This is a genomic window from Nocardioides sp. FY1077, assembly GCF_058681775.1.
In genome coordinates this window covers 288,691-314,568 of the sequence record NZ_JBZWDB010000002.1, presented here as the reverse complement: position 1 = coordinate 314,568, position 25,878 = coordinate 288,691, and the positions used below count along the sequence as shown (strand labels likewise).

Genomic DNA, 25,878 nt, shown 5'->3' with positions numbered 1-25,878 from the left:
CGCGGTCAGCCCAGCAGCTCGGGCTCGGTCTTCTCCCGCACCTCGTCGGCACTGACACCGGGCGCCAGCTCGCGCAGGTGCAGCCCGTCGGGCTCCACGTCGACGACCGCGAGGTCGGTGATCACGCGCTGCACGACGCCGCGACCGGTGTAGGGCAGCGAGCACTCCTCGACCAGCTTGTAGGACCCGTCGCGGGCGAGGTGCTCCATCAGCACCACCACCCGGCGGGCGCCGTGCACGAGATCCATCGCCCCGCCCATGCCCTTGACCATCTTCCCCGGCACCATCCAGTTGGCGATGTCGCCGGCGCGGCTGACCTGCATGGCGCCGAGGATCGCGGCGTCCACCTTGCCGCCGCGGATCATCGCGAACGACGTGGCGGAGTCGAAGTACGACGCCCCGCGCCGCACGGTCACCGTCTCCTTGCCGGCGTTGACCAGGTCGGCGTCCTCCTCGCCGTCGAGGGGGTGGTCGCCGACGCCGAGGATGCCGTTCTCCGACTGCAGCACCAGCTCCACGTCGTCAGGGACGAACGCCGGCACCATGGTCGGCAGCCCGATGCCGAGGTTGACGTACATGCCGTCGGCCAGCTCGGCGGCGGCCCGGGCGGCCATCTGCTCACGTGTCCAGCTCATGCCACGGTCTCCCTCGGGCGCACGGTGCGCCGCTCGATGCGCTTGTCGGCGGCCTGCTCGGGGGTGAGCGCGACGACGCGCTGCACGAACACCCCGGGGGTGTGCACGTGGTCGGGGTCGAGCTCGCCGGGCTCGACGAGCTCCTCCACCTCCGCGATCGTCACCCGTCCGCACATCGCGGCGAGCGGGTTGAAGTTGCGCGCCGAGGCGCGGTAGACGAGGTTGCCGTGCCGGTCGCCGCGCCAGGCCCGCACCAGCGCGACGTCGGCGACGACCGCGTGCTCGAGCACGAACTCCTGCGGTCCCGTGGCGGTCTCGAAGACCTGGGTCTGCTTGGCCGGCGAGGCCACCACGACCTCACCGGCGGCGTCGTAGCGCCAGGGCAGGCCGCCGTCGGCGACCTGGGTGCCGACGCCGGTGGCGGTGAAGAACGCGGCGATGCCCGACCCTCCGGCGCGCATCCGCTCGGCGAGCGTGCCCTGCGGGGTCAGCTCCACCTCGAGCTCGCCGGAGAGGTACTGCCGGGCGAACTCGCGGTTCTCCCCGACGTACGACGCCACGACCCGGCGCAGCCGCCGGGCGGCGAGCAGCCGGCCCAGGCCCCAGTCGTCGACGCCGCAGTTGTTCGACACCGCCTCGAGTTCGTCGACGCCGCGCTCGAGCACTGCCTCGATGAGCACCGACGGGATGCCGCACAGCCCGAAGCCGCCCACGGCGAGCCGCGAGCCGGACGCGACGTCCGCCACCGCGTCGGCCGCCGACGCCACCACCTTGTCCACGCCGTCCTCCTCGCCCGGCGCGACGTCCGCGCACCCGGTGAGGCAGATCACACGCCACGGCCGCGGCGGCGTCAACTCGACCCGTGCCCGGCCCCTGCCGACACCGGTCCACAGCCGGTGCACCGGGCCGTTTCGGGCGGCGGCGCCCCGGGTAGGGGCGGCGGGTGACCTCGACCCCCGGAGACCGCGAGCCCGTCCTGCGGCGCGTCGACCCCGCCGTGGTGGCGGCCGACCCGTTCTGGTCGCGCGTGCGCGAGCGCCACCCCGACGTCGACCTGGTGCTGCTGCCCCCGCCCCGTGGCCGCGACGGCTCCCCCACGACCGACGAGGCGAGCCCCGACGGGCCCGGCGGGTCCGGTGAGCCCGGCGTCCCGCGCGAGGTGGCCCGCGAGGCCGCCCGCGTGGCCTGGGCGACCTGGACGTCGGTGCGCCCGTTCCTGGTGGAGGCCGGCGGTGCCGACGCCGACGACGCCCCCGTGGTGCGCTGGCACCGCCGTGGCCCGCGGGCCGCGCTGCTGGTGGAGAAGGCGCTGCGGGGCGTGGGCCCCGACGCCGGCGAGGCGCTGATGACCGCGCTGGCCGAGCACCTCGGGCGGGCCGGCTGGGGCGTGGTGGCCGAGCGCGGCGCGCGTCCCCCCGAGCTGCCGCCGCTGCTCACCGCCTCCCAGGGCATGGTCGACCTGCGGGTCGAGACCGGCGCCGCGGCCACCGCCGTCACCGTGGCCACCGGCATGCTGCCCGTCGCCGACGACGACCGCCGCGCGCTGCTGGATGAGGTGCGGTCGTGGCGGTGACGCTGCACGTGCCGCCCGGCGTGCTGCAGCAGGCGCACGACGACTGGGACGGCGTCGCCGACGGGCTCGACGGCGCCTGGCGCCGCCTCCACCTCGTCGCCACCGGCGGGCTCGCCCCGACGGTGTCGGCGGCGGTGCAGGCCTTCCGCGAGGCCTGGGTCGACGAGGTGAAGGACCTGGCGACCACCGCCCAGGCCCACAGCGAGGCCCTCGCCCTGGTCGACGACGACGCCCGGGCCACCGACGCCGCGGAGGCCGGCGCCCTGCGCGCGCTGCTGCCCGCGGCGTACGCCGACGCACCGATCACGACGCGCTGATGGCCGTGCTCGTGCTGCCGGCGCCGGTCGGCCCGCCGCCGGAGATGCAGTCGACGTCGGCGCGGGCGCGCGCCGTCGCCATCGACCTGCGGGCGGTGACCACCTCGGTGAAGGACTCCCAGGCCTGGGCCGACCGCGGCTCCCTGGCCGACTGGGAGGGCGACGCCCGGGAGGCCGCCGAGCACGCGATGACCGTACTCGGCCACCGTCTCGACGCCGCCGAGGCCGCCCTCGACGCCGCGGTCGTGGCCACCGACGCCTTCGAGGACCGCCTGCTGGCCTTGGAGACCCGCCGGCTCGACCTCGACGGCGAGCGGGTGGTGCTCAACGACGCCGTCGCCGAGCTGCGCGCCCTCGCCGAGGGCGCCCCCGACGTGGCCCCGCTGCAGGACCACGCCCGGCTGCTGCGCGAGCGGGCCGCGCGCCTGGTGCGCGACATCGACGGCTGGTGGGACGACGTCGTGGCCTGCGAGGACGCCTACGTCGCCGCACTGCGCGCGGTCGACACCACCGGGGAGGGCGACGACGCCGCGGCCGCGCCCGGCCGCGCCTCGGCGGCGGCCCTGCGTCGCGAGCTGGAGGAGCGCGCCGGCGACCCCGTGGCGGTGCGCCGCTGGTGGGAGGGGCTGAGCCCGGCGCAGCAGCAGGCGCTGATGACCGAGCACCCCGAGCTCGTCGGCAACACCGACGGCGTGCCGGTGGCCGACCGCGACGAGGCCAACCGCGCCGGGCTGCACAGCGACCTCGACCGCTGGGCCGAGCGCGACGCCGACGGCCAGCTCACCGAGGACGAGCGCACCGCGATGGCCAACGCCACGGCCGTGCGCGACGCCCTGGAGGAGTACCGCGAGCAGGTCGACCTCGCCACCGGTGACCACCTGGCCCACCTGATCGCCTACCGCCCCGGCGCCCACTCCGGCGACGGCGGCGTGGCGCTCAGCCTGGGCGACCCCGACCGCGCCGACCACGTGTCGACGTACGTGCCCGGCACGACCAGCGAGGTCAGCGGCATGGCCGGCAGCCTCGACAACGTCGAGGACCTCCACCGCGAGGCCCGCGACCTGGGCAACGGGTCGGTGGCCACCGTGCTGTGGCTCGACTACGACGCCCCCAGCGCCGACTCCCTCACCGACCTCGACGAGCTCGAGGACCTGTCGTCGGTGGTGACCCCCACCGGCGCCGACACCGCCGGTGACCACCTCGCCGACTTCGTCGCCGGCCTGCGCGCCACCGACCAGGGCGACCCGGCCCACGTCACGCTGGTCGGCCACAGCTACGGCGCCACGGCCGTGGCGCACGCCGCCCAGGACGGCGCGGCCGCCGACGACGTGGTGCTGCTCGGCAGCCCCGGTGCCCCCACCGCGACCGCCGCCGGCCTGACCGACGCCGACGTGTGGGTGGGCGCCGCCGACTACGACCCCGTGTCCCTGCTCGGCCACGGAGCCAGCGGCGGCATCGGCGCACTGGGCCACGACCCCGCGCAGGAGAGCTTCGGTGGCACCCGCTTCGAGGTCGACCCCGGGTCCTACCGCGTGCAGGACCTGATCGCCAACCACTCCACCTACTTCGAGGACGAGTCGCTCGACAACATCGCCGCGGTGGTCGCCGGTCGCGACCCCACCGTCGTCGACGGGCGCGACGCCGGCGACCAGTCGCTCAGCGACGTGCTGGTCGGCTCGTCGGTCGTCAGCGGCGCGGAACAGGTGTGGGAGGGCGGGCGCGAGCTCGCCGAGGACGTCTGGGACCACGTCGACCCGCGAGGCTGGCTGTGACGCGCCGACGCCCGTCCTCGGCACGAGCAGCGCTGGCCGGCGCGGTCGTGCTGCTCGTCGCGGGCTGCGGCGGCCCCGACGGCTCCGGCGGGGACGACACCGGGGACACCGGGGGCGCCCCACCGGAGGCGACCGCGGCCGCCCTCGACGCCGCACCCGACGACGTGGCCTCTGCCGTCGACGACGTGCTGCCGGGGCTCGCCGACGCCCTCGGCAGCCAGGTGAGCGGCGGTGCCGCCGGCTACCGCACCTGCGGCATGGAGCCGTCGCCGTCGGGGGTGCGCTACCGCAGCACGCCCGTGCTCGGCGCCGCGCCGCGGCCGCTGGCCGACCTCGCCGCTCGGGTGCCCGACGCGCTCACCGACGCCGGGTGGGAGGTCGAGGACGCCCCCGACGCGGCGTCCGCCGAGGCCAGCGGGCTGCTCGTCGTGGAGGCCGCGCGCGACGGCCTCGAGCTGAGCCTCAGCGTGGGCCGGGCCGCCGCCGAGCTGGTGGTGTCGTCGCCGTGCGTCGACACCTCCGCCGACGTCGCCCGCTCCTACGCCGAGCGGCCGGTCGACGACCTCGACCCCCCGGCCTGACGCGGCCACTGACATCCTGGGGGCGTGCCTGCGACCCCACCGCCCCCCGCCCCGCCCGCGACCGGCGTACGCCTCGTGGTCGCCGACATGGACGGCACCCTGCTCGACGGCGCCGGGCAGGTGCCCGACGGGCTGTGGCCCCTGCTGGAGACCATGCGCGAGCGCGGTGTGGTGTTCGCCCCGGCCAGCGGACGCCAGTACGCCACGCTGCTGCGCACCTTCGAGCGGGTGCGCACCGGCATGGTGTTCATCGCCGAGAACGGCGGCTACGTCGTGCGCGACGAGGAGGAGCTCAGCTCGACGCTGATCGACCCCGCCGACGTCGCCGACGTGGTGGCCGTCGCCCACGCGCTGGCCGCCGACGGCGTCGACCTCGGCGTGGTGGTGTGCGGCAAGCGCGCCGCCTACGTGCAGCGCACCGACCGCGCGTTCCTCGACAACGTCGAGCCGTACTACGCCAGCCTGGTGCAGGTCGACGACCTGCGCGAGGTCGACGACGCCGTGGTCAAGGTCGCGGTGTTCACCTCCGGCGACCCCGAGACGACCACCGCCCCGGGGCTCGCCCGCTTCCGCGAGACCCTCCAGGTCGTGGTCTCGGGCCACCACTGGGTCGACGTGATGCCGCCCGACGTGCACAAGGGCCACGCCGTGCGCCGCCTGCAGGAGGCGCTCGGGGTCTCCGCCGCGCAGACCGTGGTGTTCGGCGACTACCTCAACGACCTCGAGATGCTCGACGCCGCCGAGCTGTCGTTCGCGATGGCCAACGCCCACCCCGACGTGCTCGCCCGCGCCCGCCACCGCGCGCCCGCCAACACCGAGGACGGCGTGGTCACCACGCTCACCGCGCTGCTGGGCTGAGCGGCTCGTCGGGCCCGGCGGACGACCCGTCGAGCAGGCCCGCCGCGGTGAAGGCGCGGACGTAGATCTCGCGCACCACCTGCTCCTTGCGCGCGTTGTACTGCATCGAGTCCTCACCGGCCTCGACCGCGGCCGCGGCGGCGTCCCGCTTGGTCGCGGCGTAGAGGTCGCGGTCGGCGGGGGTGGCGCGCAGCCAGTCGCGGAAGAGCCGGTGCTTGACGGGCTCGGGGCTCTCGGGGCCGAACACGTGCAGGTGGCAGCGCGGCTGCGCGGCGCGCAGCAGGCGGTGCTCGAACCACCACGGCTCGCGCACGCGCAGCTCGAAGCCCGCCGCCTCCAGCGCCGGCACGTAGGCCGCCTCGTCGCCGGCGTCGGCCACGACGAGGTCGACGTCGACCACCGGCTTCGCGGCCAGCCCCGGCACCGAGGTCGAGCCGACGTGCTGCAGCAGCAGCACCCGCCAGCCCAGGGCGCCGCGCACCCGGGCGGCCAGCTCGTCGTACCAGCCCGGCCAGGCGGGGTCGGCCGCGACGACCTCCACCGACGGTGCCGGGCCGGACCCCGCCACCCACGGCGACAGCCCGGGCGGCACCGGCGGGTCGTGGAAGGTGACGATGTCGGCGCGGGTGGGCATGGGCGCAGGCTAGCGAGCCGGAGCGGGAGACTGGGCGCGTGTGGACCTTCGACGTGGCGACCGCGTCGTGGGACGACCTCGCTCGGGGGGTGACCGTGACCCGGTGGTCGCGGGTGGTCGTCAGCCGCGCGGCGTACCCGGACTGGCGGGTCGCCGCCGACGTCGCGGGCGCCCTGGCCGCCGCTGCGCACCGCGGTACGGCGACCGCCGTGCTGCCGCGCCACTGAGCGCCCGGGGGCGGAGGTGTCCGGACGTGGCGACGCCCCCGCCACCAGGAGGTGACGGGGGCGCGGCCGGTGTGCGCGGCGTCCTGGCTAGCGCGAGAGCGCGAGCAGCAGGACGACGGTCACGACGACCGACAGCAGCAGCGATCCGAGACAGCCGAGCCGGTTGCTGAAGAAGAAGAACACCGGATCAGTGGTCGGAGTTGTCGTCGTAGTAGTCGCGGCTGCCCGACTTGGCCAGCCCGCGGCTCACCATGTAGCCGATGGTCAGCAGCGTGACGTAGAACCACGCCTCCTGGGTGCCGAAGTCGGAGACGTCGGTGATGGCCGCGGCCACCAGCACGCCGATGACGGTCAGCACGTAGGCGATGAGCTCGGTGGTCTTGACCGACGCCTTCGTCTCGGTGGAGATGCGGCGGGTGTGGTCGTGGTTGGTCGTGGCGGTGGCCGACGACGCGGTGTTCCTGGTAGCCATGGAGACTCCTCTGTGTTGCGGCTCGCGGGCAGCAGCGGCACGGAGCCGGTGCGAGCGGAGCGGGGCTGCCCATACCTCCGGTACCCCCGAGCGGGACACCATGTCTCACCCCAAGGGGTCGCGTTGTCGGCACTCCCGGAACCGGGGACGGGCGAGTACGGTGACCGCCGTCACCACCGACTCGGAGGAGCCCGCCATGGCCACGTCCACCACGACCCGTCCGCCCGACGGCCCCTCCCCCCACAGCGGTGGCGGCCGCATGTCGCCGCGCTCGATCGCGCTGTGGGTCGCGGTGGCGCTGGTGGGCGCGGTGTGCTGGAGCGTGCTGGCGCTCCACCGGGGGGAGTCGGTCTCCGCGCTGTGGGTGCTCTTCGCCGCGCTGTCGTCGTACCTGATCGCCTACCGCTTCTACTCCCGCTTCATCGCCCGACGGGTGCTGCGCCTCGACGACACCCGCGCGACGCCGGCCGAGCGGCTGGAGAACGGCACCGACTTCGAGGTCACCGACCGCCGGGTGCTGTTCGGCCACCACTTCGCCGCGATCGCCGGCGCCGGGCCGCTGGTCGGCCCGGTGCTGGCCGCGCAGATGGGCTACCTGCCCGGCACGGTCTGGATCATCGTCGGCGTCATCGCGGCCGGTGCCGTGCAGGACATGGTGGTGCTGTTCCTGTCGATGCGGCGCGACGGCAAGAGCCTGGGCCAGATGGTGCGCGAGGAGATCGGCGTGATCGGCGGCACCGCCGCCCTGGTCGCGGTCTTCGCGATCATGATCATCATCCTGGCGGTGCTGGCGCTCGTGGTGGTCAACGCCCTGGCGGAGTCGCCGTGGGGCGTGTTCTCGATCGGCCTGACGATCCCGATCGCGCTGTTCATGGGCTTCTACCTGCGCTTCTGGCGGCCCGGGCAGGTGCTCGAGGTGACCGCCATCGGCGTCGTCCTGCTGCTGCTCGCCATCGTCGGCGGCGGCTACGTGGAGGGCTCCGCGCTGGGCGACGACCTGACCCTGTCGCCCGAGACGCTCACCATCGCCCTGGTGGTCTACGGCTTCGTCGCCTCGATCCTGCCGGTGTGGATGCTGCTCACCCCGCGCGACTACCTCTCCACGTTCATGAAGATCGGCGTGATCCTGCTGCTCGCGGTCGGCATGGTGCTGGCCCGACCGGTGCTGGCCAACGACGCGGTGTCGTCCTTCGCCACCAGCGGCGACGGCCCGGTCTTCGCCGGCAAGCTGTTCCCGTTCCTGTTCATCACCATCGCCTGCGGGGCGCTGTCGGGCTTCCACGCGCTCATCGCCTCCGGCACGACGCCGAAGATGCTGGCCAAGGAGAGCCAGGTGCGGATGATCGGGTACGGCGGCATGCTGATGGAGTCGTTCGTGGCCATCTCCGCGCTCATCGCGGCCTCGGTCATCGACCAGGGCCTCTACTTCTCCATCAACGCCCCCGCCGCGGTGACCGGCGGCACCGTCGAGGGCGCCGTCGCCTTCGTCAACGGCCTCGGCTTCTCCCTCACCCCCGAGCAGCTGCAGGCCGCCACCGCGTCGGTCGAGGAGGACCTGGTCTCCCGCACCGGCGGCGCCCCGACCCTGGCGTTCGGCATCTCCACGATCTTCAGCGACGCCTTCGGCGGTGGCCTGGCGGCGTTCTGGTACCACTTCGCGATCATGTTCGAGGCGCTGTTCATCCTGACCGCCGTGGACGCCGGCACCCGCGTGGGCCGCTTCATGCTGCAGGACACCGTCGGCAACGTGTGGCCGCGGTTCGCCGACACCTCGTGGAAGCCCGCCGCCTGGATCTCCTCCGCGGCGGTCGTCGGCTGCTGGGGCTACATGCTCTACGTCGGCGTCACCGACCCGCTCGGTGGCATCAACCAGCTCTTCCCGCTGTTCGGGATCGCCAACCAGCTGCTCGCCGCGATCGCGCTGACCCTGTGCGTGACGCTGTTCCTCAAGCACGGGTGGGTCCGCTGGGTGTGGGTGCCCGCGGTGCCGCTGGCCTGGGACCTGGTCACCACGATGACCGCCAGCTACCAGAAGGTGTTCTCCGACAACCCCGCCATCGGCTACCTCGCCCAGGCCGACCGCTACCGCACGGCCCGCGACGCCGGCGAGGTGCTGGCGCCGGCCACCGACGCCTCGCAGATGGACACCGTGATCACCAACTCCACCGTCAACGGCGTCCTGCAGGCCAGCTTCGCGCTGCTGGTGATCGTCATCGTGGCCAACGCCGCGGTGATCTGGGTGCGTGCCCTGCGTGCCGGCTCGCTGCCGACCACCGAGGTGCCGGCCGTGCCCTCGCGCCTGGTGGCGCCGTCGGACTTCTTCGCCACCCGCGAGGAGAAGGCCGCGGTCGCGGCCTGGGAGGCCGAGCGGGCCGAGGGCGTCGGGACCGGCGCGGGCACCGGCGGACGACGGTGAGCGCCGTGCGCCGGGCGCTGGCGGGCGTGCGGTGGTACGCCCGCGAGCTCAGCGGCGAGGGCCGCTGGGACGCCTACCTGGCGCGCTGCGCCCGCGAGGGCACCGCGCCGATGACCCGGCGGGCGTTCGAGCGCCACCGCGACGAGCACCGGGAGACCTCGACGCAGGGCCGCTGCTGCTGACGCGGGTGCCGACGAAGGGCTGCCGGGTCAGAGGACGCCGAAGCCCACCAGGGCGACCCCGACGATCAGCAGCGCGGCGATGCCGCCGTGCAGGTGGATCGCGGCGCGCGGCATCTGGTCCTCGGCGCGGGCCCAGTCGCCTGCGTCGTGGCGGATCGCGCCCGCAGCGACGGTGACCGGCGCCTTGTCCTTGTGCAGGGTGCGGTGGCTCAGCGAGTGGCCCAGCACCGCGGCGACGAGCAGCTCGGCGAGCGCCAGCCACGCCGCGACCTCCGCGCCGGTGAAGACGTAGACGAGCCAGACGGTGATGCCGAGGAAGGCCAGCGAGGCGTGGGTGAACACCACGGCCGGGTGCAGCGAGGTGGCCCGTGCCGTGCTGTCGGGGCGCCCGGCCCCGAGGGTGAACGAGAACAGGTAGCTGCCGACGATCATGTTCGTCACCCACAGCCCTGTGATGAGCCCGATCATCGCGCGTCCTCCTCCGTCGTCGTGCTGGTCCCTGCGGTGGTACCCCGCAGGGGGGCGGCCGATCCCATCCTGACGGGTGGGTGGTCGGGGTCGCTCAGCAGGTCCGCTCCCGCGCCACGGGCAGCCGCGGCACCCCGCCGAGGCGCCGCGTGTGGCGCACGTGGTCGGCGTGGCGGCCCAGCGCCTCCCACAGCGCGACGTGGGCGGCCCACGGCAGCGGGTCGTCGTCGACGTACCAGCTCGCGCCGAAGGACACCAGGACCGGCGTCCAGCCGGCCGCGAGGTCCCAGGCGCCGCGGCGGGCCTCGACCAGGCGGCGCCGCACCTGGAACGCCGCCCGGGGACCGTCGGGGTGGACCGGGGAGGTCGCCACCGGCCACACCCACAGGTCCAGCGCCATCAGGTCGAGCTCGAGCTCGCGCAGCACGCCGGGGTCGACGAGCACGGTCGCGACGTTCTCGTGGGGCGGGCGCGACACGACCGTGGCCTCAGACGTGGCCGGACAGCTGCGCCATGCGCGCCTCGAGCGCGCGCAGGTACCGGTCGCGCTGCTCGGTGGAGACCGCGCCGTCGAGGTCCTCGAGGTGGCTGCACGCCGGCAGCACGTCGACCGACAGGTTGGCGGCCCCGGCGAGGGAGCGCAGGTCGTCGAGGCGGTCGCCGAACGGCGTGCCGCTGCCCGGGGAGTAGGAGCGCACCACGTCGTCGACCGACTCGGCGAACAGGTCGACCTTGGTCACCACCACGACCAGCCAGGTCGGGCGCGAGCGGCGCACGGCCATCGCGGCGATGCGGTGGGCGGTGACGGTCCAGTCCTCGAGCTCGGCGGCCAGCTGCTGCTCGCGGGTCACCACGGCGGCGCCGCTGGTGCCGGCCGGACGACGTCCGGTGGCGTGGCCGTCGGCGACGACGTGCAGCACGCCGTCGACCGGGTCGTCGTGGAACACCTCGTCGAGGGCGCCGAGGCGGGTGGCGGCGTTGTCGCCGGGCACGACCCGGAAGCGGAACCCGGTCAGCCGCGACCCGCGGTGCACCCGACGCTCGAGCACCGCCGAGCCCGCCTCGGGCGTGCCGTCGGCGGAGGGCCGGCCGCACAGGTGGTCGACCAGCTCGGTCTTCCCGACGCCGGTCATCCCGGTCACCGCGACCGTGGGGTAGCGCTGGCCCAGCACGCCGGTCACCCGGTCACGGCCCCTGCCCAGGGCGGCGCCCACGGCGCGGGGTCCACGGGGTGCTCGGGGTCCACGGGGACGGCGGTCGGTCACAGGTCCTCCGGAGGGTCGGTGCCCGGCCGGTCGGCGCCCGGGGCGTGGTGTGCTCACGCCGACCGTAGCGGCCGCCCTCAGACGCCGGCGAAGTGCTTGTTCACCTGGCGGGTCAGCCACGCCGGGGAGAAGCGCGCACCGAGCGCCATCGCCTTGGTCTGGCGGCCCACCGGGAAGTGCACCTGGTGCACCAGGCGCCGCGCCGCTGCGGGGTGCACGGCGTCCCAGATGGCCACCGCCACCTCGTCGGGGCCGAGGTTGACGCCCAGGGAGTCCGTGGTGGCGGTGTGCACGTCGCGGGTCATCGCGGTCTGCACGAACAGCGGCCACATCGCCACCACCCGCACGCCGTGGCGGCCCCACTCGAGGTCGAGGGCCTCGGTGATGCCGCGCAGGAAGAACTTGGTGGCGCTGTAGTTGGCCAGCTCGGCCTGGCCGTAGATGGCCGAGGCGGAGGCGAGGTTGACCACGGTGGCGACGCCGGCGGTGGCGGCGGTCGCGCGCAGCGGCTCGAAGCCGGCGTGCAGGCCGTTGACCACGCCCTTGACGTTGACGTCGATCTCACGGTGGTGGGCGGTCACGTCCATCTCGGCGAACTGCCCGGCCAGCAGGATGCCGGCGTTGTTGACCAGCACGTCGAGGCGCCCGGTCTGCGCCACCAGCTCGTCCACCCGCTCGGCGTACTGGGCGGCGTCGCGCACGTCGAGGTGGCCGGTCACCACCCGGCCGCCGGTGCCGAGGGCCTCCACGGCGGTGGCCAGCGAGGCCAGGCCGTCGGCGTCGATGTCGTAGGCGCCCACCGTCCAGCCCTCCCGGGCGAAGCGGAGGGCGGTGGCGCGGCCGATGCCGGCGGCGGCGCCGGTGACGAGGACGGTCTGAGGACTCATGCCCCATGCCTACCAGTCGGTAACACCTCGGCGACAGGGCCGATCCCGTCACACCCGGCCTGCTGGCCCGGTCTGAGGTCGCGTACTCAGGCCCGAGGAGTACGACGACGCTGCCGCCCGGGCCGGTGCCACGCGAGGGTCGGGGCATGTCTCCCTACGCCGACCCGACGCGGTGCCCCGACTGCCGCAGCGACCTCGTCGCCGCCCCGGCGGCCTGTCCCCGGTGCGCCCTCCCGCTGCGCGGACCGGTCGCCACCGCGCTGCTGGCCACCCTCGGCGAGGCCGACCGGCTGCTCGTCGTCCTGCGCGCCGACGCCGGCCCGCTCCCGGCCTTCGCAGGCGTGGCCGACCTGCCCCGCCACCCCGCCACCGACCGCGGGGACCGCACGGACGGCGCCGGCCGCGCCGGCCGTCTCTCCGTGGCGTCCGTGCCGCGCCTGCTGCTGGGCCTCGGCGCCCTCTGCCTGCTGGTCGCCGCGCTCACGTTCCTGGCGGTGGCCTGGTCGTGGCTCGGCGTCGGCGGCCGCACGGCCACCCTGGTGGCGCTGACCGGCGCCACCGCGCTCCTGGGCCACCACCTGGCCCGCCGCGGGCTGCGGCTCGCCGCGGAGGCGCTGACCACCGTGGCGCTCGGCCTGGTGGCGCTCGACGTCGCCGGTGCGCTGTCCGCGGGCTGGCTCGGCGACCGCGGCCCCGGCGGCGGGCTCGTCGTCACCGGGGTCGCGCTGGTGGCCGCCGCCCTGGCCCTGCTCGCCCCCCGCACCGCCCTGCTCGCCCCCCAGCTCGCGACCACGCTCGGGGTGGCGGTCGCCGCCACCGGCGCGGTGGTCGCCACGACCACCGACGCACTGTGGCCGGTGGCTGCCACCGCGGTCGCGGCGCACGCCGCGCTCGCCCTGCTCGCCCGCCCGCTGCGGGCCACCCCCCTCCCGGTCGTCGCCCTGGCGGGCGGCACCGCGGCCTGGCTGGTGCTGGTGGGCGACGCCCTGGCCGAGGTGCTGGGGCTCGCCGCCGTCGGCGGGTCCGTCACCGCGGCCGGGCTCTGGGGCGGTAGCGGCGGCCGGGTCCTGCTGCTCGGCGCCGCCACGGCCCTGCTGCCTGCGCTCCTCTCCCGCGGCGACCGGGTCGTGCTCCTGCCCGGCGCGGCCGCGGCCGGGACGCTGGTCGTGCTCGCGGGGGTGCTGCCCCTGGTCGACGCGGGCGCCGACCGGTCCGTGCCCGTGACGGCCGTGGTCGTCGCCGCCGGCGCGCTCGCTGCTGCGGTGCTGCGCACCCGGGCGGTGGGGGCGGTCGGCACTGCACTGCGGGCGGCCGCGCTGGCCCCCGCAGTGCTGGGTGCCGCGCCGCTCGTGGTCGTGGGGCTGCACGGGCTGGCGGAGGCCGCCGCCGGCCTCGCCGCCGTGGGTGCCCCCCTGACGCGCGACGCCGACGTCCGGGTGCCGGTGCTCGCCGGCGCGACGACGCCGTGGCTCCTGCTGCCGGCACTGCTCGCGCCCGCCCTGCTCGGCGTCGTCACCCTCCGCCTGGCCGCGGCTCCCGCCGCCCGCGAGGCGGCCGGGGTGGCGGCGCTGGCCGGGGTGGCCGGGGTGGTCGGGGTGGCGGTGACCGGGTGGCTGGTGCTGGCCGGCGCCCCGCTGGCCGCGGTGGCGCTGGTGCCGGGCGTCGCGGGGGCCGGCCTGGTCGCGACCGCGCGCCGACGAGCGACCGCACCCGTGCTCGCCGGGCTGGTGCTCCTCACCGGCGCCGTGGTGGTGGCGCTGCCGAGCGCCGTCCTGGGCGGAGCGCTGGCCACGGCGAGCGTGCTGGCCGCGCTCGCCGGGGCGCCCGGAGCGCTCCCCTGCGTCCGTCGCGCCGCCGACGTGGTGGTGGCCGGCGGCGCCGCCTGGGCGGTGTGGGCCGCGCTCGAGGTGGCCGGGGCCGACCCGGCCGCCCGCGGCCCGGTGCTGCTCGTCGCCGTGGGCCTGGTCGCGCTCCTGCGACCCCGCCCCCACGCCGAGGGCACCGCAGTGGTCGCCGGCGCCCTCGGTGCGGTGCACGGCCTGGAGGTGGCGCCCGACCTCGCCCCCGCCCTCGCGCTCCACCTCACGCTGGCCGGCGCGATCGTGGTGGCCACCGCACTGGTGCACCCGGCGCGGCGAGAGGCCGGCTGGGCCGGCGGGCTGCTGCTGACCGCGGCCACCTGGGTGCGGCTCGCCGACGCCGGCGTGAGCGCCCCGGAGGCCTACACGCTGCCCGCGGCGATCGCCCTGCTGGTGCTCGGCGCGGCCCGGCTGCACCGCGACCCCGCCACCACCAGCTGGCGGGCCCTGGGCGCCGGCCTGCTGCTGGCCACGACCCCCACCCTGCTGCACGTCGTCGTCAGCGGCGACGTGGTCTCGCTGCGGGCGGCGGTGCTCGGCGTGGCCTGCCTCGTCCTGGTGGTCCTCGGCGCCCACCTCCGCGCCGCCGCGCCGCTGCTGGTGGGCGGCGCCGTCGGCGGCCTGCTGGTGCTCGCCGAGGTGGCGCCGTGGGCGGCGGTGACGCCCCAGTGGGTGCTCATCGGGCTGGCCGGCACGACGCTCACCGTGCTGGGCACGACCTGGGAGAGGCGCCTGAGCGAGCTGCGGACGGCGGGCGACCTGCTCGCCCGGCTGCACTGATTCCACGCCGGCGCCGCTCGCGCCCGGCCGACGCGATCCGCTGTCTTGACAGTTGTCACGGAGCAGCGGGACGGCCGGCGGGTCGTGCGACGACGGGTCCGGTCGCGGCGGCCCCCGACCGGTGCCGCGGCCCCCCGCCACGGCCGCCGCCGGGCGGCATGAAGATGTTGTGTAGGCCCGGTGCCGTGCCGCGGACTGGCCCACGATGCACAGGTGATCGACACCGCGGCGCGACCGGCGGCGACCACGCGCCCCCCGGGCGCGGGCCGTCGTGCGCCGCGCGCGCTGACCACCCCGGTGCTGGCCCTGGCCCTGACCCTGACCGCCGCGCTCACCGTCGTCGCCGTGGCCTCGACCCCCCAGGGGTCGCACGCCGCGGCGTGGTGGCCCGCGACGGGCGCGGCCGCCCTCCTGCTGGTGCTGGTCGAGCGTGCTCACCGCCCCGCCGCGGCCACCGCGGTGGTCGTCGTGCTGGTGGCCGCAGGCCTGCTCGCCGGGCGTCCGCCGACCCTGGCGGTGCTGCTCGCCGTGGCCGACGTGGCGTCGGCGATCGCCGCGGCAGCCGTGCTCGGGGCCCAGCCGTCCCGTCCCCACCTGCGCACCTTCGACGCCCTCGGGCGGCTGCTGCTCGCGACCGCGGCCGGCGCGGCCACCGCCGCGCTGCTGGCGGCCGGCGCCGTCGCGGTGGTCAGCTCCGGCGACACCTCCGCGGTGCTCGCTGCGGCCCGCACGGTGCTGTTCACCCATGCCGCCTCCCTGCTCGCGGTGGTCCCGCTCGGGCTGGTGCTGGTCGACCACCCCCGGTCGCTGCCCACGCGCCAGCGCACCGTCGAGACCGCGGCGCAGACCTCGTTCCTCGCGGCGGCCGTGCTCGTCGCGTTCGGCCGCACCGACGGCGTGCCGCTGGCGATCCTGCCCGTCCCGGTGCTGGTGTGGGCCGCAGCGCGCCTGCCCGGCGCCGTGGCGTGCGCCCAGCTGCTGGTCACCGCGGCGGCGGTCACCCTGCTCACCGGCGGCGGCCGCGGGCCGGTGGGCGAGGGCGACAGCGCCGTGCTGGCCGGCGAGCTCGCCCAGGGCTTCGTCGTCGCCCTGGCGCTGGCCACCCTCCCGGTGGTGGTGGCGATGGCCCAGCGCGGCGAGGCCCTCCACCTCGCCGACGGCGAGCGGGAGCGGTGGCGCCGCGGCGTCCTCGACTCGCTGACCGGCGTGCTGGTGCTCCGTCCCGGCCCCGACGGGCTGGTCGTCGTGGAGGCCAACGCGACCGCCGCGGTCCTGCTCGACACCACCCCGGAGGCGCTGCTCGGCCGGCCCTGGACCCAGGGGCTCACCCTGTCGCAGCTGGCCCGCGTGGACGCCGCCGTGGCCGGCCTGGGTCCCGGCGGCTGGTCGCGCTGGGAGGCCGAGGCGTGGCTGCCCACCGCCCCGGAGCGGTGCGTGCGCCTGGGGCTGTCGTGGCTGCCCGACGCGGTCGACGGCGAGCACGTGCTGGCCCAGCTGGTCGACCTGACCGACGTCCGCACGTCCCAGGCCGAGCTCAGCCACGAACGGGACCGCACCCAGGCCGTCCTCGACAGCGTCGGCTCCCTCGTGGTGGTCCTCGACGCGAGCGGTCGCGTGCTGGAGGCCAACCGGGCCACCGAGCTGGCCACCGGCCGCGCCGACGGCTGCCTGACCGGCCACCCCGCCACCGGCCTGCTGTGCCCCGGCGAGGCCGCCGCCTTCGAACGGGCCCTGGCCGGCTGTCTCGCGGGCGCCGAGCCGCAGGTCGTGGAGGTGCTGTGGCGCGGTGTCGACGACGATCCGCAGGTGGTGCTGACCAGCCTCGCGCTGCTGCGCCACCCCACCGCCGACCCCACCGTGGTGATGACCGGCCTCGACGTCACCGAGCAGCGCCGCACGGCCCTGCAGCTGCAGACGGTGCTCGACGCCACCACCGGCACCGTCATCCTCGGCGCCGACGCGACCGGCCGGCTCACCTTCTGCAACCGCGGCGCGCGCACCGCGCTGGGGTGGCCGGCCGCCGGAGCCACCGGTGACGTCGTCGGCGACGTCACCCTGCTCTCCCTGTTCGACCCCGCCGAGGTGGCCGACCAGGCCGCCCGCCTCGGTGTGCCGCCCACCCACGAGCTGCTCCTGGCCCTGGCGTCGTGCCGGGGCGCCGCCGACGGCGACTGGACGCTGGTGCGGGCCGACGGCGGTCGGCTCACGGTGAGCCTGATGCTCGACCGGCTGCGCGACCACCGGGGCACCGTGGTGGGCCTGGTGGGTGTGGCACAGGACGTCACCGAGCGGCGCCGCACCGAGGAGGCGCTCGGCGCCGCGCTGGAGCACGAGCGTCGCGCCGTGGGGCGCCTCTCCGAGCTCGACCGCATGAAGAACGACTTCGTCGCCTGCGTCAGCCACGAGCTGCGCACCCCCCTCACCTCGGTGCTCGGGTTCACCCAGGTGCTCGGCTCAGGCGCCGTGGGCGACCTCACCCCCCGCCAGCAGGGCCTGGTCGACCGCGTCGAGCGCAACGGCCGGCGCCTGCTGCGGCTGATCGAGAACCTGCTCGACCTCACCCGCCTCGAGTCCGGTGCGCTGCCCCTGGCTGCCGACCGGCTCGACCTCGACGACGTCGTGCGCCGCGCCGTCGTGGGCGTCACCGACGTCGTCGGGCCCCGCGCGGTCGAGCTGACCCACCAGCAGTCGTCGACCCCGGCGGTCGTCGTCGGTGACGCCGCTCAGCTCGAACGGGTCGTGGTCGACCTGCTGGCCAACGCCGTGAAGTTCACCCCCGACGGCGGGCACGTGCAGGTCTGCGTCGCCGTGCGGTCCGGGCACGACGAGCTGGACGGGGAGTCCGGGCTGGACGGGCTGGTGGTGCTCGAGGTGACCGACGACGGCATCGGCATCGCCGCCGGGGAGCGCGACCGCGTCTTCGACCCCTTCTACCGCGCCGACGCGGCCACGGAGGCCGTCGCCCAGGGCACGGGCCTGGGCCTGGCCATCGCCCGCTCGGTCGTCGAGGGCCACGGCGGGCGCATCTCGGTCACCTCCGAGCCGGGCCTCGGCACGACGGTGCGGGTCGCCCTCCCCCGCTTCCGCTGAGCCCGGGCCCCAGGCCGGGCCCTCCTCAGCCGCGCGCGTCGCCGGTGGACGTCGGCGCTGTCGGCGCTGTCGGCGGTGTGGGCCCTGTGGGCACCGCGATCCAGCGGTAGCCCGTGCCGCTCTCGGTGCGGATGTAGGTGGGCGCGGCGGCGTCGTCGCCGAGCTTCGCGCGCAGGGAGCGCACGTGCGCCCGCAGCGCGTCCCGGGTCTCGTCGCCGTGGTGGGTGCCCCACGCCTCGTCCAACAGGCGGCGGTGGGTCATCAGGACGCCGGGCCGCGCGGCCAGCGCCGCGAGGATCCGCCACTCGGTGGGGGTCAGCCGCACCTCCGCGCCGTCGCGGCGCACGCTGCGCTCCGCCAGGTCGACGGCCAGACGACCGCAGTGCAGGTGGCGGCCACCGGCGCCCCCGAGTCGGCGGCGCTCCAGCGCCCGCAGCCGGGCCCCGGCGAGCGCGACGCCGCGCCCCAGCGTGACGACGTCGTCGGCCCCGGCGTCCAGCAGGGCGACCTGCGCCTGGTCGTCGCACCCCGGGGCGGCACCCTCGTCGGGGTCGGCGTCGGGGTCGGCGTCGGGGTCGGGGTCGGGGTCGGGATCAGCGGCGGAGCCGACGACGACCACGACGGGCACCGTCGACCACGTCCGCAGCCGGGTGAGGAACGTCAGCGCGTCGACCCCCGGACCGACGACCACCACCGCCGGGTCGAGCGTGGTCACCAGCTCGGCCGCGACGTCGGGGTCGGCGGTCCACTCGGCGACGTGACCGGCGGCCACCACCACCTCGGCCAGCCGGTCGGCCGGCCCCGGGTGCGCGGGCTGCGGCGCGGCCGACGGGGCGACCAGCACCACCGACGACGACATGCGGGCCAGGCTAGGCCCCGGCGTCCCCGGCGTCCGGCCTTTGCCGCGCCGCGGGTTTCACCAGCCGGCTGGTGAAACCCGCACCTGTCGGCCGTCGCGTGGGCCGACAAGTGCGGGTCCGGGCCGACAAGTGCGAGCACCACGTGGGCGTGAGCGCCCCCCGCGGGTCCGCGCCCTCAGGTACGCCGGTCGGCGCGAGTCACCGGGCACTGGCCACAAGGCACACAGGGCACCCACAGCATCGGCTCATCCGCACCTCATCGCGACGCCGTAGCGTCGGTGCCATGCCGCTCCTCGACCCCGCCCGCACGACCGTCGTCGTCAACACCGGCGCCCGCACCGGCGCCGCGGCCCATGCCCGGCTCCCCGGCCTGCTCGCCGGGGCGGGTCTCGGGGAGGCGCGGCTGCTGTCGGTCGCCACGGGCGGCGAGCTGGCGTCCACGCTGGACGCCGTGCTGGCCGACTCGCCCGAGCTGCTGGTGGTCGGGGGCGGCGACGGGTCGGTGAGCTGTGCGGCCGGCCGGGTGGCCGGCACCGACACCGCGCTGGGCGTGCTGCCGCTCGGCACCGCCAACGACTTCGCCCGCACCCTCGAGGTCCCCGACGACCTCGCCGCGGCGGTCGGCCACCTCGCCACCGGCCGGGTGGTCGACGTCGACCTGGGCCGCGTCGACGGCCGCGCGTTCCTCAACGTCGCCTCGCTCGGGCTGTCGGTGGGGGTGACCGAGCGGCTGAGCCCGCGGCTGAAGCGGCGGCTCGGACCGGTGGCCTACCCCGTCGCGACGCTGCGCGCCTACCGCGGCCACCGCCCGTTCGCCGCGCGCCTGGAGTTCCCCGACGGCGACCACGAGAACGTCGAGCTGCGCGACCTGATGCAGGTCGCGGTGGGCAACGGGCGCCACTACGGCGGCGGCAACGCGGTGGCGCCAAACGCCTCGGTCGACGACCACCTGCTCGACGTGTACGCCGTCGAGCAGGGCCGGCTGCGCGACCACGTCTCCATCGCCCGGCTGCTCAAGGACGGCGCGTTCCTCGAGCACCACCTGGCCCACCACTTCACGACCCGGCGGGTGCGGGTGGTCACCGACGAGCCGCTGCCGGTGAACCTCGACGGCGAGATCGCCGCCACGACGCCCGCGACGTTCGAGGTGGAGCGCAACGCCCTGCACGTGGTGGTGCCCCAGGACAGCCGGGCCGCCGAGCTGGACGGCGCCCGGGCGACCCGACCGCCCGACCGCCCGTAGGCTGGCAGGGCCATGACCTCCCCCACGCCGCCGCCCCCGCGACGGGCCCGGCACCTGATCGACCCCGCCCACCCGCCGACGCCGACGTCGGCGCGCGCGCTGACCGCCGTGCAGCAGTGGGTGATGTCGGCTCTGGCCGTGACCACCATCCTGCACCTCTCGGTGGGCCTGCTGATCTCGGCGTTCTTCATCGACGAGTCCGAGGTCGCCGCCCGCGTCGGCCTCTCGGTGATCGCCGCCGGCTTCGGCGTGGTGGCCGTGGCCGCGGGGCTGGCCATCCACAAGCGCTCGCCGCTGAGCCCGTGGCTGCTGCTCGGCACGATCCCTGGCCTGGTCGGCCTGGTCGTCGTCCTCGCCTGACGCCGCTCCCCTACCCTCGTCGGGTGACCTCCCCGGCCCCCGATCCCCGACCGGTCGGCGCGCCCGTCTGGCGCCGTGAGCAGGCCGCCCGGCTGCTCGTGGTGACCGCCGGCGCCGAGGTGGAGCGCGGCTTCGGCTGGCTCGACGACGACGGCGCCGTGCTCGAGCGCGACGCCCTCGAGCTGTGGATCGTCGCGCGCTGCACCTACGTCTTCTCCCTGGCCCACTCCCGCGGGCTCGCCCCCGCCGGCGTCGACGCGGCCCGGCTGGCCGCCCACGGCGTCGCGGCCCTGGGCGGGTTCGCCGACCCCGCGCACGGCGGCTGGTGGCGCACCGTGCGGGCCACCGGCCCCGCCGGCCCGGTCGACGACACCAAGGCCTGCTACGAGCACGCGTTCGTGCTGCTCGCGGCGTGCGCGGCCACCGATGCCGGGGTGCCGGGCGGGGCCGCGCTGCTCGACGCCGCCGCCGCCACGGTGCTCGACCGCTTCTGGGACGACGCCGCCGGACGCTGCCGCGAGGAGTGGGACGCCGCCTGGTCGGTGCTCGACGACTACCGCGGCGCCAACAGCAACATGCACGCCGTGGAGGCGTTCCTGGCCGCGGCCCGCACCACCGGCGACCCCGCGTGGCTCGAGCGCGCCACGTCGGTCGCGCGGGCGCTGGTGGGTCCCGCCGGCGCCACCGACTGGCGCGTCGTCGAGCACCACGACGGTCGGTGGACCCCGCTGCCCGAGCACCGCCGCGACCGCCCCGACGACCCCTTCCGCCCCTACGGGTCCACACCGGGCCACGGGTTCGAGTGGGCGCGGCTGCTGGTGCAGCTGCACGACGCCCGCGCCGCCGCCGACCTCGCGCCCGACCCCGACCTGCTGTCCTGGGCGCAGCGGCTGTTCGCGCGTGCGGCCGCCGACACCGACGACGGCCGCACCGGCTTCGTCTACACCGTCGACTGGTCGGGCCGCCCGGTGGTCGAGGAGCGCTTCCACTGGGTGGTGTGCGAGGCGCTGCTCGCCGCCGACGCCCTGGCCGGCGCCTTCCCCGACGACCCCCGACCACCGGCCCTGCGCGAGGCGTGGTGGCGCCTGGCCGAGCGGTGGTTCGTCGACGCCGAGCGCGGGTCGTGGCGCCACGAGCTGTCGCCGCGGCTGGGCCCGTCGGCCACCACCTGGACCGGTCGGCCCGACGCCTACCACGCCCTCGGCGCGCTGGCCCTCACCACACCGCCCCTGGGTCCGGAGGTGGCGCCGTGAGCTCCCCGCTGCCACCGTTCGAGGAGGTGGCCCAGCTGCGCCCCGTCGACGTCGTGGCGCCGGGGTCGGTGCTCGTCGACCTGGCCGACCCGGGCCCCTCGTCGCACCACCCCACCCCCCACCCCGCGCCGTACGCCGCCGTGGAGGCCGAGCTCGCCGGCCCGGGCGACCTCGGCGACCTCGGCGACCTGGTGCTGGAGCTGACCTCCGGCGTCGACCGGCTGCGCGCCACCTGGAACGGCGGGGAGGTGGCGCTCGAGGTGAGCACAGCCGCGGGGAGCCGCACCCACCGCAGCCGCCGCCACGCCCGTCCGCCCGCGCCCCCGCAGGCCCTCGCGCTCGCCCTCACCGGCACCCACCTCACCGCGTTCACCCGCGACGGCGCGGCCTGGACGGCGCGGGCGCGGGTCGACCTCGCCGCCGACCACGGTCTCGACCCGCGCGACGAGGCCTGGCTGGCCGCGCTGGTGAGCGGCCACCGCGCCTCGGGCCCCGGCCCGGCCCGGCTGCGCGCCGGCGGCTTCGGGCAGCTCGGCCTGCGCGACCTGCGGCTGGTGACCCGGGCCGACGGCTCGCCGTACCGCCCCCCGGCGTCGGACGGCGGCCCCGGGCCGGTGCTGCTGACCGCCACCAGCGCCGGCCCCGGCTTCTTCGACACCGCCCACACCTCGGTCTGGGCGCTCGACCCCGCGCGCCCCGCGCTCGAGCACCGCGCCGACCTGTTCTTCCGCCGCCCGCCCGAGGCGCGGCGACCCGGGGCGTACGGCGACCACGCCACCCACCTCGTGCACGACGACGGCCGCTGGCTGGTCGCCACCAGCACCTGGGGCGACTTCGACCGCGACCTGGTCGACGCAGGGGTGTCGGTGACGCTCGCCGAGCCGCCGCCCGGCACCGACCTGCTGAGCGGGCGCCACCTGCTCGACGCCCGCGCGCTGCCGCTGCCCGTCGACGGCCTGGCGTCGGTCGGCACCTGGGACCCCCACCTCGTGCGCGTCGACGACGGCTGGCTGGTGGGCTTCGTGTCGGCGCGGCGGTTCTTCGACTTCCACCCCGCGCTGGCCGCCGGACCCGCCCTCGACGACCTGACGCTGCGTGGCGCCTCGCCGCAGCGCCGGGCCACCGAGGGCACCACCCTGCTGCGCCTCGACGGCGAGTGGCGGGTGCTGGTCAGCGACGGTCGCGACGGCAGGCGCGGCCAGCGCGCCCAGCACGCCGTGCTCGACCTCGACCTCGACGACGTCGGGCTGCTCGACGCGCCGTACCCGACGAACATCCCGTGGCCCACCCTCGTCCGCCTGGACGGCGACACGGGCGACACGGGCGGCGACTGGCTGATGGTCACCTTCGACGGGACGCCGCACGGCGGGCCGCTGCCGGGCTACGGCACTCACGGCCGCGTCGTGCTCGCCCGGGCGGCGGGCCGGTCCTAGGCTGGGGGTGACCTGCGCCACCCCTGCGGGTCGCCCACCCGACGCCACACCACCCCGTGGCCCAGCAGAGAGCGGCACCACCATGCCCGAGACGCCCGTCCCCGTTCCCGACCGACCGCCCGCCCCCCTCGACGTCTTCGAGGCCGGCGCCGAGCACGAGCAGGTCGTGTTCGCCAACGACCCCGCCACCGGCCTGCGCGCCGTCGTGGCCATCCACTCCACCGCGCTGGGCCCGGCCCTGGGCGGCACCCGCTTCCACCCCTACGCCACGACGGCCGACGCCGTGCGCGACGTGCTGGACCTGTCGCGGGGCATGACCTACAAGGCGGCGCTGGCCGGGCTCGACCTCGGTGGCGGCAAGGCCGTGATCATCGGCGACCCGCGCACCCTGAAGTCCGAGGCGCTGCTGCGGGCCTACGGCCGGTTCGTGCAGTCGCTCGGCGGGCGCTACCGCACCGCCTGCGACGTCGGCACGGACTCCGGCGACATGGACCACGTCGCCCGCGAGTGCGACCACGTCACCGGACGCAGCGTCGCCCACGGCGGCGCCGGCGACAGCTCCGTGCTCACCGCGTACGGCGTGTTCCAGGGCATGCGCGCCTGCGCCGAGCACGCCTGGGGCGCGAGCGACCTCGCCGGACGCACCGTCGGGGTCGCCGGCGTCGGCAAGGTCGGCGGTCACCTCGTCGACCTGCTCGTCGCCGACGGCGCCGACGTGGTCGTCACCGACGTGCACAGACCCGCCGTGGACGCCGTGCTGGCCGCCCACCCGGGCGTGCGCGCGCTCGGCTCGACCGCCGAGCTGGTCGCCGGCCCGCTGGACGTCTACGCCCCCTGCGCCCTCGGTGGTGCGGTCGACGACGAGGTCGTGGAGACGCTGCGCGCCACCGTGGTGTGCGGTGCGGCCAACAACCAGCTCGCCCACCCCGGCGTCGAGAAGTCGCTGCTCGACCGCGGGGTCGTCTACGCGCCCGACTACTGCGTGAACGCCGGCGGCCTGGTCCAGGTCGCCGACGAGCTCGACCCGCGCGGGTTCTCCTTCGAGCGGGCACGCGAGCGCGCGCACGGCATCGGGGAGACCACGCGCCGGGTGCTCGCGCTGGCCGCGGCCGAGGGGGTCTCACCCGCAGCGGCCGCCGACCGGCTGGCCGAGGCTCGCGTGCGTGAGGTCGGCCGCCTGCGCGGCATCTGGGTCGCCTAGGCCGGAGGGTCCCCGCCGCTCAGCGGCGGGGTCCCGCCGGGCCCGGACGGGCCGCAGCGGGTGGGGTCAGCGCTCCGGGTCGACGTAGTCCGACCACTTCTCGAGCACTTCCGGCTCGACGTCGTCGGTGGTGCCCTCATGACTCTCGCCGTGCAGCTCGCTCGCCAGCGCCCCGAAGTCCGTCTCGTGAGTGCGGTACTTCAGGTCGCGGGCGACCTTCGTCTGCTTGGCCTTAGCTCGGCCGCGCCCCATAGGGTCAGCCCCCTCGCACGCTCGGCCGGGGCCGATGGCGCCCGGGCTGTCTCTCGGATACTCGTGGCGCCAACGCTACCTGCTGGTCGGCTGTTCCCGCACACCAACCCCCCCCTGCGAGCCCCCGCGGGTCGCCGCGGGGCCCTGCCGGGGGTCACCAGCCGGGGTGCTGCCCGGTGAGCAGCACGCGCCCGCCGTCCTGGTCGCTGGCGCGCACGTGACCGGCCACCCACGCGCGCACGCCGTGCCCGGCCAGCAGCGCCACGGCGCGGTCGACGTCGGCGGCCGGCAGCAGCGCCACCATGCCGACGCCGCAGTTCAAGGTGGCCTCGAGGTCGGCCTGCGACACCGAGCCGACCCGGCGCACCAGGTCGAAGACCGGCTGCGGGGTCCAGGTGGCGCGGTCGAGCACCGCCACCAGCTCCTCGGGCATCACCCGCTCCAGGTTGGCGGCCAGGCCACCGCCGGTGACGTGCGACATGGCGTGCACGTCGGTGGCCGCGGCCAGCGCGAGGCAGGGCTTGGCGTAGATGCGCGTGGGCGTGAGCAGCTCCTCGCCGAGGGTGCGGCCCAGCTCGGGCACGTCGCGGTCGAGGGCCCAGCCGGCGCCGCCGTCGGCCGGGGCGCCGAGCAGCACGTGGCGCACGAGGGAGTAGCCGTTGGAGTGCAGGCCGCTGGCCTCCATCGCCAGGACGACGTCGCCGGGGCGCACCCGTCCGGGGCCGAGCAGCCGGTCGGCCTCGACGACACCGGTGGTGGCGCCGGCCACGTCGTACTCGTCGGGCGCGAGCAGCCCGGGGTGCTCGGCGGTCTCACCGCCGATGAGCGCGCAGCCGGCCTCCAGGCAGGCCTCGGCGATGCCCTTGACGATCGCGGCGATCCGCTCGGGCACCACCCGGCCGGTGGCGATGTAGTCGGTCATGAACAGCGGCTCCGCGCCGCACACGACCAGGTCGTCGACGACCATGCCGACGAGGTCGAAGCCGATGGTGTCGTGCACGTCCATCGCCTGGGCCACCGCGACCTTGGTGCCGACGCCGTCGGTGGAGGTGGCCAGCAGGGGCCGCTCGTAGCGGGTGAGCGCGGAGGCGTCGAAGAGCCCGGCGAAGCCGCCGAGCCCGCCGATCACCTCGGGGCGGCGGGCCTTGTCGACCCACACCTTCATCAGCTCGATGGCCTTGTCGGCCGCCTCGATGTTGACGCCCGCCTCGGCGTAGGCGTTGGACTCGGTCACGCGGGCTCCTGCGGTGGAGGGGTGGG

26 protein-coding genes are annotated in these 25,878 nt (G+C 76.4%); 15 read left to right on the top strand and 11 right to left on the bottom strand.

The features are described 5' to 3' along the window. Window positions 1-5: 5 nt before the first annotated feature. Both AC4OR8_RS06405 and AC4OR8_RS06400 read right to left on the bottom strand, forming a co-directional pair. Window positions 6-635, bottom strand: a complete 630-nt coding sequence (locus tag AC4OR8_RS06405; RefSeq protein ID WP_492164704.1) for a 3-oxoacid CoA-transferase subunit B — start codon at window positions 633-635, stop codon at window positions 6-8. After that, complete coding sequence (locus AC4OR8_RS06400; protein WP_492164703.1) at window positions 632-1,414, bottom strand: CoA transferase subunit A; 783 nt, start codon at window positions 1,412-1,414, stop codon at window positions 632-634. The genes AC4OR8_RS06405 and AC4OR8_RS06400 overlap by 4 nt, the downstream gene beginning before the upstream one ends. A gap of 164 nt (window positions 1,415-1,578) precedes the next feature. Here AC4OR8_RS06400 and AC4OR8_RS06395 point away from each other — a divergent pair, with 164 nt between their 5' ends. From AC4OR8_RS06395 to AC4OR8_RS06375, 5 genes are read left to right on the top strand one after another with little or no spacing between them, the layout of a single operon-like run. Beyond that, window positions 1,579-2,208: a hypothetical protein gene (locus tag AC4OR8_RS06395; protein ID WP_492164702.1), complete on the top strand. Its 630-nt coding sequence runs from the start codon at window positions 1,579-1,581 to the stop codon at window positions 2,206-2,208. Then, the gene (locus tag AC4OR8_RS06390; protein ID WP_492164701.1) at window positions 2,199-2,525 is read left to right on the top strand and encodes a hypothetical protein; all 327 of its coding nucleotides are present in this window, start codon (window positions 2,199-2,201) and stop codon (window positions 2,523-2,525) included. Before AC4OR8_RS06395 ends, AC4OR8_RS06390 begins: the two co-directional genes overlap by 10 nt. Beyond that, window positions 2,525-4,297, top strand: a complete 1,773-nt coding sequence (locus tag AC4OR8_RS06385; protein WP_492164700.1) for an alpha/beta hydrolase — start codon at window positions 2,525-2,527, stop codon at window positions 4,295-4,297. The genes AC4OR8_RS06390 and AC4OR8_RS06385 overlap by 1 nt, the downstream gene beginning before the upstream one ends. Then, on the top strand, window positions 4,294-4,878 hold the full coding sequence (locus AC4OR8_RS06380) for a hypothetical protein (RefSeq protein ID WP_492164699.1): 585 nt from the start codon (window positions 4,294-4,296) through the stop codon (window positions 4,876-4,878). Before AC4OR8_RS06385 ends, AC4OR8_RS06380 begins: the two co-directional genes overlap by 4 nt. Window positions 4,879-4,902: 24 nt before the next feature. Further along, window positions 4,903-5,736 carry a Cof-type HAD-IIB family hydrolase gene (locus AC4OR8_RS06375; protein ID WP_492164698.1) on the top strand — a complete coding sequence of 278 codons (834 nt, stop codon included), beginning with the start codon at window positions 4,903-4,905 and terminating at the stop codon, window positions 5,734-5,736. On the opposite strand, the gene AC4OR8_RS06370 is transcribed toward AC4OR8_RS06375, so the two are convergent. Next, entirely contained in the window at window positions 5,717-6,370 is a 654-nt protein-coding gene (locus AC4OR8_RS06370) for a GrpB family protein (protein ID WP_492164697.1), read from the bottom strand. The genes AC4OR8_RS06375 and AC4OR8_RS06370 overlap by 20 nt on opposite strands. A 38-nt stretch (window positions 6,371-6,408) precedes the next feature. On the opposite strand from AC4OR8_RS06370, the gene AC4OR8_RS06365 reads away from it, so the two are divergent. After that, entirely contained in the window at window positions 6,409-6,597 is a 189-nt protein-coding gene (locus AC4OR8_RS06365) for a hypothetical protein (protein WP_492164696.1), read from the top strand. Between the two features lie 187 nt (window positions 6,598-6,784). Here the strand turns inward: AC4OR8_RS06365 and AC4OR8_RS06360 are convergent, their stop codons facing one another. After that, window positions 6,785-7,069 (bottom strand): hypothetical protein, encoded by a 285-nt coding sequence (locus tag AC4OR8_RS06360; protein ID WP_492164695.1) that lies wholly within the window; start codon window positions 7,067-7,069, stop codon window positions 6,785-6,787. A 196-nt stretch (window positions 7,070-7,265) separates the two neighbouring features. Here AC4OR8_RS06360 and AC4OR8_RS06355 point away from each other — a divergent pair, with 196 nt between their 5' ends. Next, window positions 7,266-9,485, top strand: coding sequence for a carbon starvation CstA family protein (locus AC4OR8_RS06355; protein ID WP_492164694.1), 2,220 nt, complete (start codon window positions 7,266-7,268; stop codon window positions 9,483-9,485). After that, window positions 9,482-9,667, top strand: coding sequence for a YbdD/YjiX family protein (locus AC4OR8_RS06350; protein ID WP_492164693.1), 186 nt, complete (start codon window positions 9,482-9,484; stop codon window positions 9,665-9,667). The genes AC4OR8_RS06355 and AC4OR8_RS06350 overlap by 4 nt, the downstream gene beginning before the upstream one ends. Before the next feature lie 27 nt (window positions 9,668-9,694). Here AC4OR8_RS06350 and AC4OR8_RS06345 read toward each other — a convergent pair whose 3' ends face one another. The 4 genes from AC4OR8_RS06345 to AC4OR8_RS06330 form a co-directional block, all read right to left on the bottom strand. Next, a complete protein-coding gene (locus AC4OR8_RS06345) occupies window positions 9,695-10,135 on the bottom strand; it encodes a hypothetical protein (RefSeq protein WP_492164692.1) in 441 nt (146 codons plus the stop codon). Window positions 10,136-10,229: 94 nt separating this feature from the next. Beyond that, window positions 10,230-10,613, bottom strand: a complete 384-nt coding sequence (locus AC4OR8_RS06340; RefSeq protein ID WP_492164691.1) for a hypothetical protein — start codon at window positions 10,611-10,613, stop codon at window positions 10,230-10,232. A gap of 10 nt (window positions 10,614-10,623) precedes the next feature. Further along, window positions 10,624-11,349, bottom strand: coding sequence for a hypothetical protein (locus AC4OR8_RS06335; protein WP_492164690.1), 726 nt, complete (start codon window positions 11,347-11,349; stop codon window positions 10,624-10,626). A gap of 128 nt (window positions 11,350-11,477) precedes the next feature. Then, window positions 11,478-12,287 carry an SDR family oxidoreductase gene (locus tag AC4OR8_RS06330; protein ID WP_492164689.1) on the bottom strand — a complete coding sequence of 270 codons (810 nt, stop codon included), beginning with the start codon at window positions 12,285-12,287 and terminating at the stop codon, window positions 11,478-11,480. 146 nt (window positions 12,288-12,433) lie between these two features. Here AC4OR8_RS06330 and AC4OR8_RS06325 point away from each other — a divergent pair, with 146 nt between their 5' ends. Next, window positions 12,434-14,926 carry an SCO7613 C-terminal domain-containing membrane protein gene (locus AC4OR8_RS06325; RefSeq protein ID WP_492164688.1) on the top strand — a complete coding sequence of 831 codons (2,493 nt, stop codon included), beginning with the start codon at window positions 12,434-12,436 and terminating at the stop codon, window positions 14,924-14,926. A gap of 213 nt (window positions 14,927-15,139) precedes the next feature. Beyond that, on the top strand, window positions 15,140-18,016 hold the full coding sequence (locus tag AC4OR8_RS06320; RefSeq protein ID WP_492164687.1) for an ATP-binding protein: 2,877 nt from the start codon (window positions 15,140-15,142) through the stop codon (window positions 18,014-18,016). 25 nt (window positions 18,017-18,041) lie between these two features. Here AC4OR8_RS06320 and AC4OR8_RS06315 read toward each other — a convergent pair whose 3' ends face one another. Then, on the bottom strand, window positions 18,042-18,875 hold the full coding sequence (locus tag AC4OR8_RS06315) for a winged helix-turn-helix domain-containing protein (RefSeq protein WP_492164686.1): 834 nt from the start codon (window positions 18,873-18,875) through the stop codon (window positions 18,042-18,044). Between the two features lie 284 nt (window positions 18,876-19,159). Between AC4OR8_RS06315 and AC4OR8_RS06310 the strand changes: the two genes are divergently transcribed. The 5 genes from AC4OR8_RS06310 (at window position 19,160) to AC4OR8_RS06290 (ending at window position 24,366) form a co-directional block, all read left to right on the top strand. Then, complete coding sequence (locus tag AC4OR8_RS06310) at window positions 19,160-20,119, top strand: lipid kinase (RefSeq protein WP_492164685.1); 960 nt, start codon at window positions 19,160-19,162, stop codon at window positions 20,117-20,119. Window positions 20,120-20,131: 12 nt separating this feature from the next. Beyond that, a complete protein-coding gene (locus AC4OR8_RS06305) occupies window positions 20,132-20,479 on the top strand; it encodes a hypothetical protein (protein ID WP_492164684.1) in 348 nt (115 codons plus the stop codon). A gap of 23 nt (window positions 20,480-20,502) precedes the next feature. After that, entirely contained in the window at window positions 20,503-21,732 is a 1,230-nt protein-coding gene (locus tag AC4OR8_RS06300) for an AGE family epimerase/isomerase (RefSeq protein WP_492164683.1), read from the top strand. Then, window positions 21,729-23,165, top strand: a complete 1,437-nt coding sequence (locus AC4OR8_RS06295; protein WP_492164682.1) for a hypothetical protein — start codon at window positions 21,729-21,731, stop codon at window positions 23,163-23,165. The genes AC4OR8_RS06300 and AC4OR8_RS06295 overlap by 4 nt, the downstream gene beginning before the upstream one ends. 82 nt (window positions 23,166-23,247) lie before the next feature. Beyond that, window positions 23,248-24,366, top strand: coding sequence for a Glu/Leu/Phe/Val family dehydrogenase (locus AC4OR8_RS06290; RefSeq protein ID WP_492164681.1), 1,119 nt, complete (start codon window positions 23,248-23,250; stop codon window positions 24,364-24,366). Window positions 24,367-24,432: 66 nt separating this feature from the next. Here the strand turns inward: AC4OR8_RS06290 and AC4OR8_RS06285 are convergent, their stop codons facing one another. Both AC4OR8_RS06285 and purM read right to left on the bottom strand, forming a co-directional pair. Next, a complete protein-coding gene (locus tag AC4OR8_RS06285; protein ID WP_492164680.1) occupies window positions 24,433-24,618 on the bottom strand; it encodes a DUF3073 domain-containing protein in 186 nt (61 codons plus the stop codon). 154 nt (window positions 24,619-24,772) lie between these two features. Further along, entirely contained in the window at window positions 24,773-25,852 is a 1,080-nt protein-coding gene (gene purM, locus AC4OR8_RS06280; RefSeq protein ID WP_492164679.1) for a phosphoribosylformylglycinamidine cyclo-ligase, read from the bottom strand. Window positions 25,853-25,878: the final 26 nt, after the last annotated feature.

Bases quoted from the DNA above. Each gene is read 5' to 3' on its own strand.
- AC4OR8_RS06405 (WP_492164704.1), bottom strand. From the start codon at position 635: ATGAGCTGGACACGTGAGCAGATGGCCGCCCGGGCCGCCGCCGAGCTG.
- AC4OR8_RS06385 (WP_492164700.1), top strand. From the start codon at position 2,525: ATGGCCGTGCTCGTGCTGCCGGCGCCGGTCGGCCCGCCGCCGGAGATG.
- AC4OR8_RS06370 (WP_492164697.1), bottom strand. From the start codon at position 6,370: ATGCCCACCCGCGCCGACATCGTCACCTTCCACGACCCGCCGGTGCCG.
- AC4OR8_RS06360 (WP_492164695.1), bottom strand. From the start codon at position 7,069: ATGGCTACCAGGAACACCGCGTCGTCGGCCACCGCCACGACCAACCAC.
- AC4OR8_RS06355 (WP_492164694.1), top strand. From the start codon at position 7,266: ATGGCCACGTCCACCACGACCCGTCCGCCCGACGGCCCCTCCCCCCAC.
- AC4OR8_RS06345 (WP_492164692.1), bottom strand. From the start codon at position 10,135: ATGATCGGGCTCATCACAGGGCTGTGGGTGACGAACATGATCGTCGGC.
- AC4OR8_RS06330 (WP_492164689.1), bottom strand. From the start codon at position 12,287: ATGAGTCCTCAGACCGTCCTCGTCACCGGCGCCGCCGCCGGCATCGGC.
- AC4OR8_RS06325 (WP_492164688.1), top strand. From the start codon at position 12,434: ATGTCTCCCTACGCCGACCCGACGCGGTGCCCCGACTGCCGCAGCGAC.
- AC4OR8_RS06315 (WP_492164686.1), bottom strand. From the start codon at position 18,875: ATGTCGTCGTCGGTGGTGCTGGTCGCCCCGTCGGCCGCGCCGCAGCCC.
- AC4OR8_RS06310 (WP_492164685.1), top strand. From the start codon at position 19,160: ATGCCGCTCCTCGACCCCGCCCGCACGACCGTCGTCGTCAACACCGGC.
- AC4OR8_RS06305 (WP_492164684.1), top strand. From the start codon at position 20,132: ATGACCTCCCCCACGCCGCCGCCCCCGCGACGGGCCCGGCACCTGATC.
- AC4OR8_RS06290 (WP_492164681.1), top strand. From the start codon at position 23,248: ATGCCCGAGACGCCCGTCCCCGTTCCCGACCGACCGCCCGCCCCCCTC.
- AC4OR8_RS06285 (WP_492164680.1), bottom strand. From the start codon at position 24,618: ATGGGGCGCGGCCGAGCTAAGGCCAAGCAGACGAAGGTCGCCCGCGAC.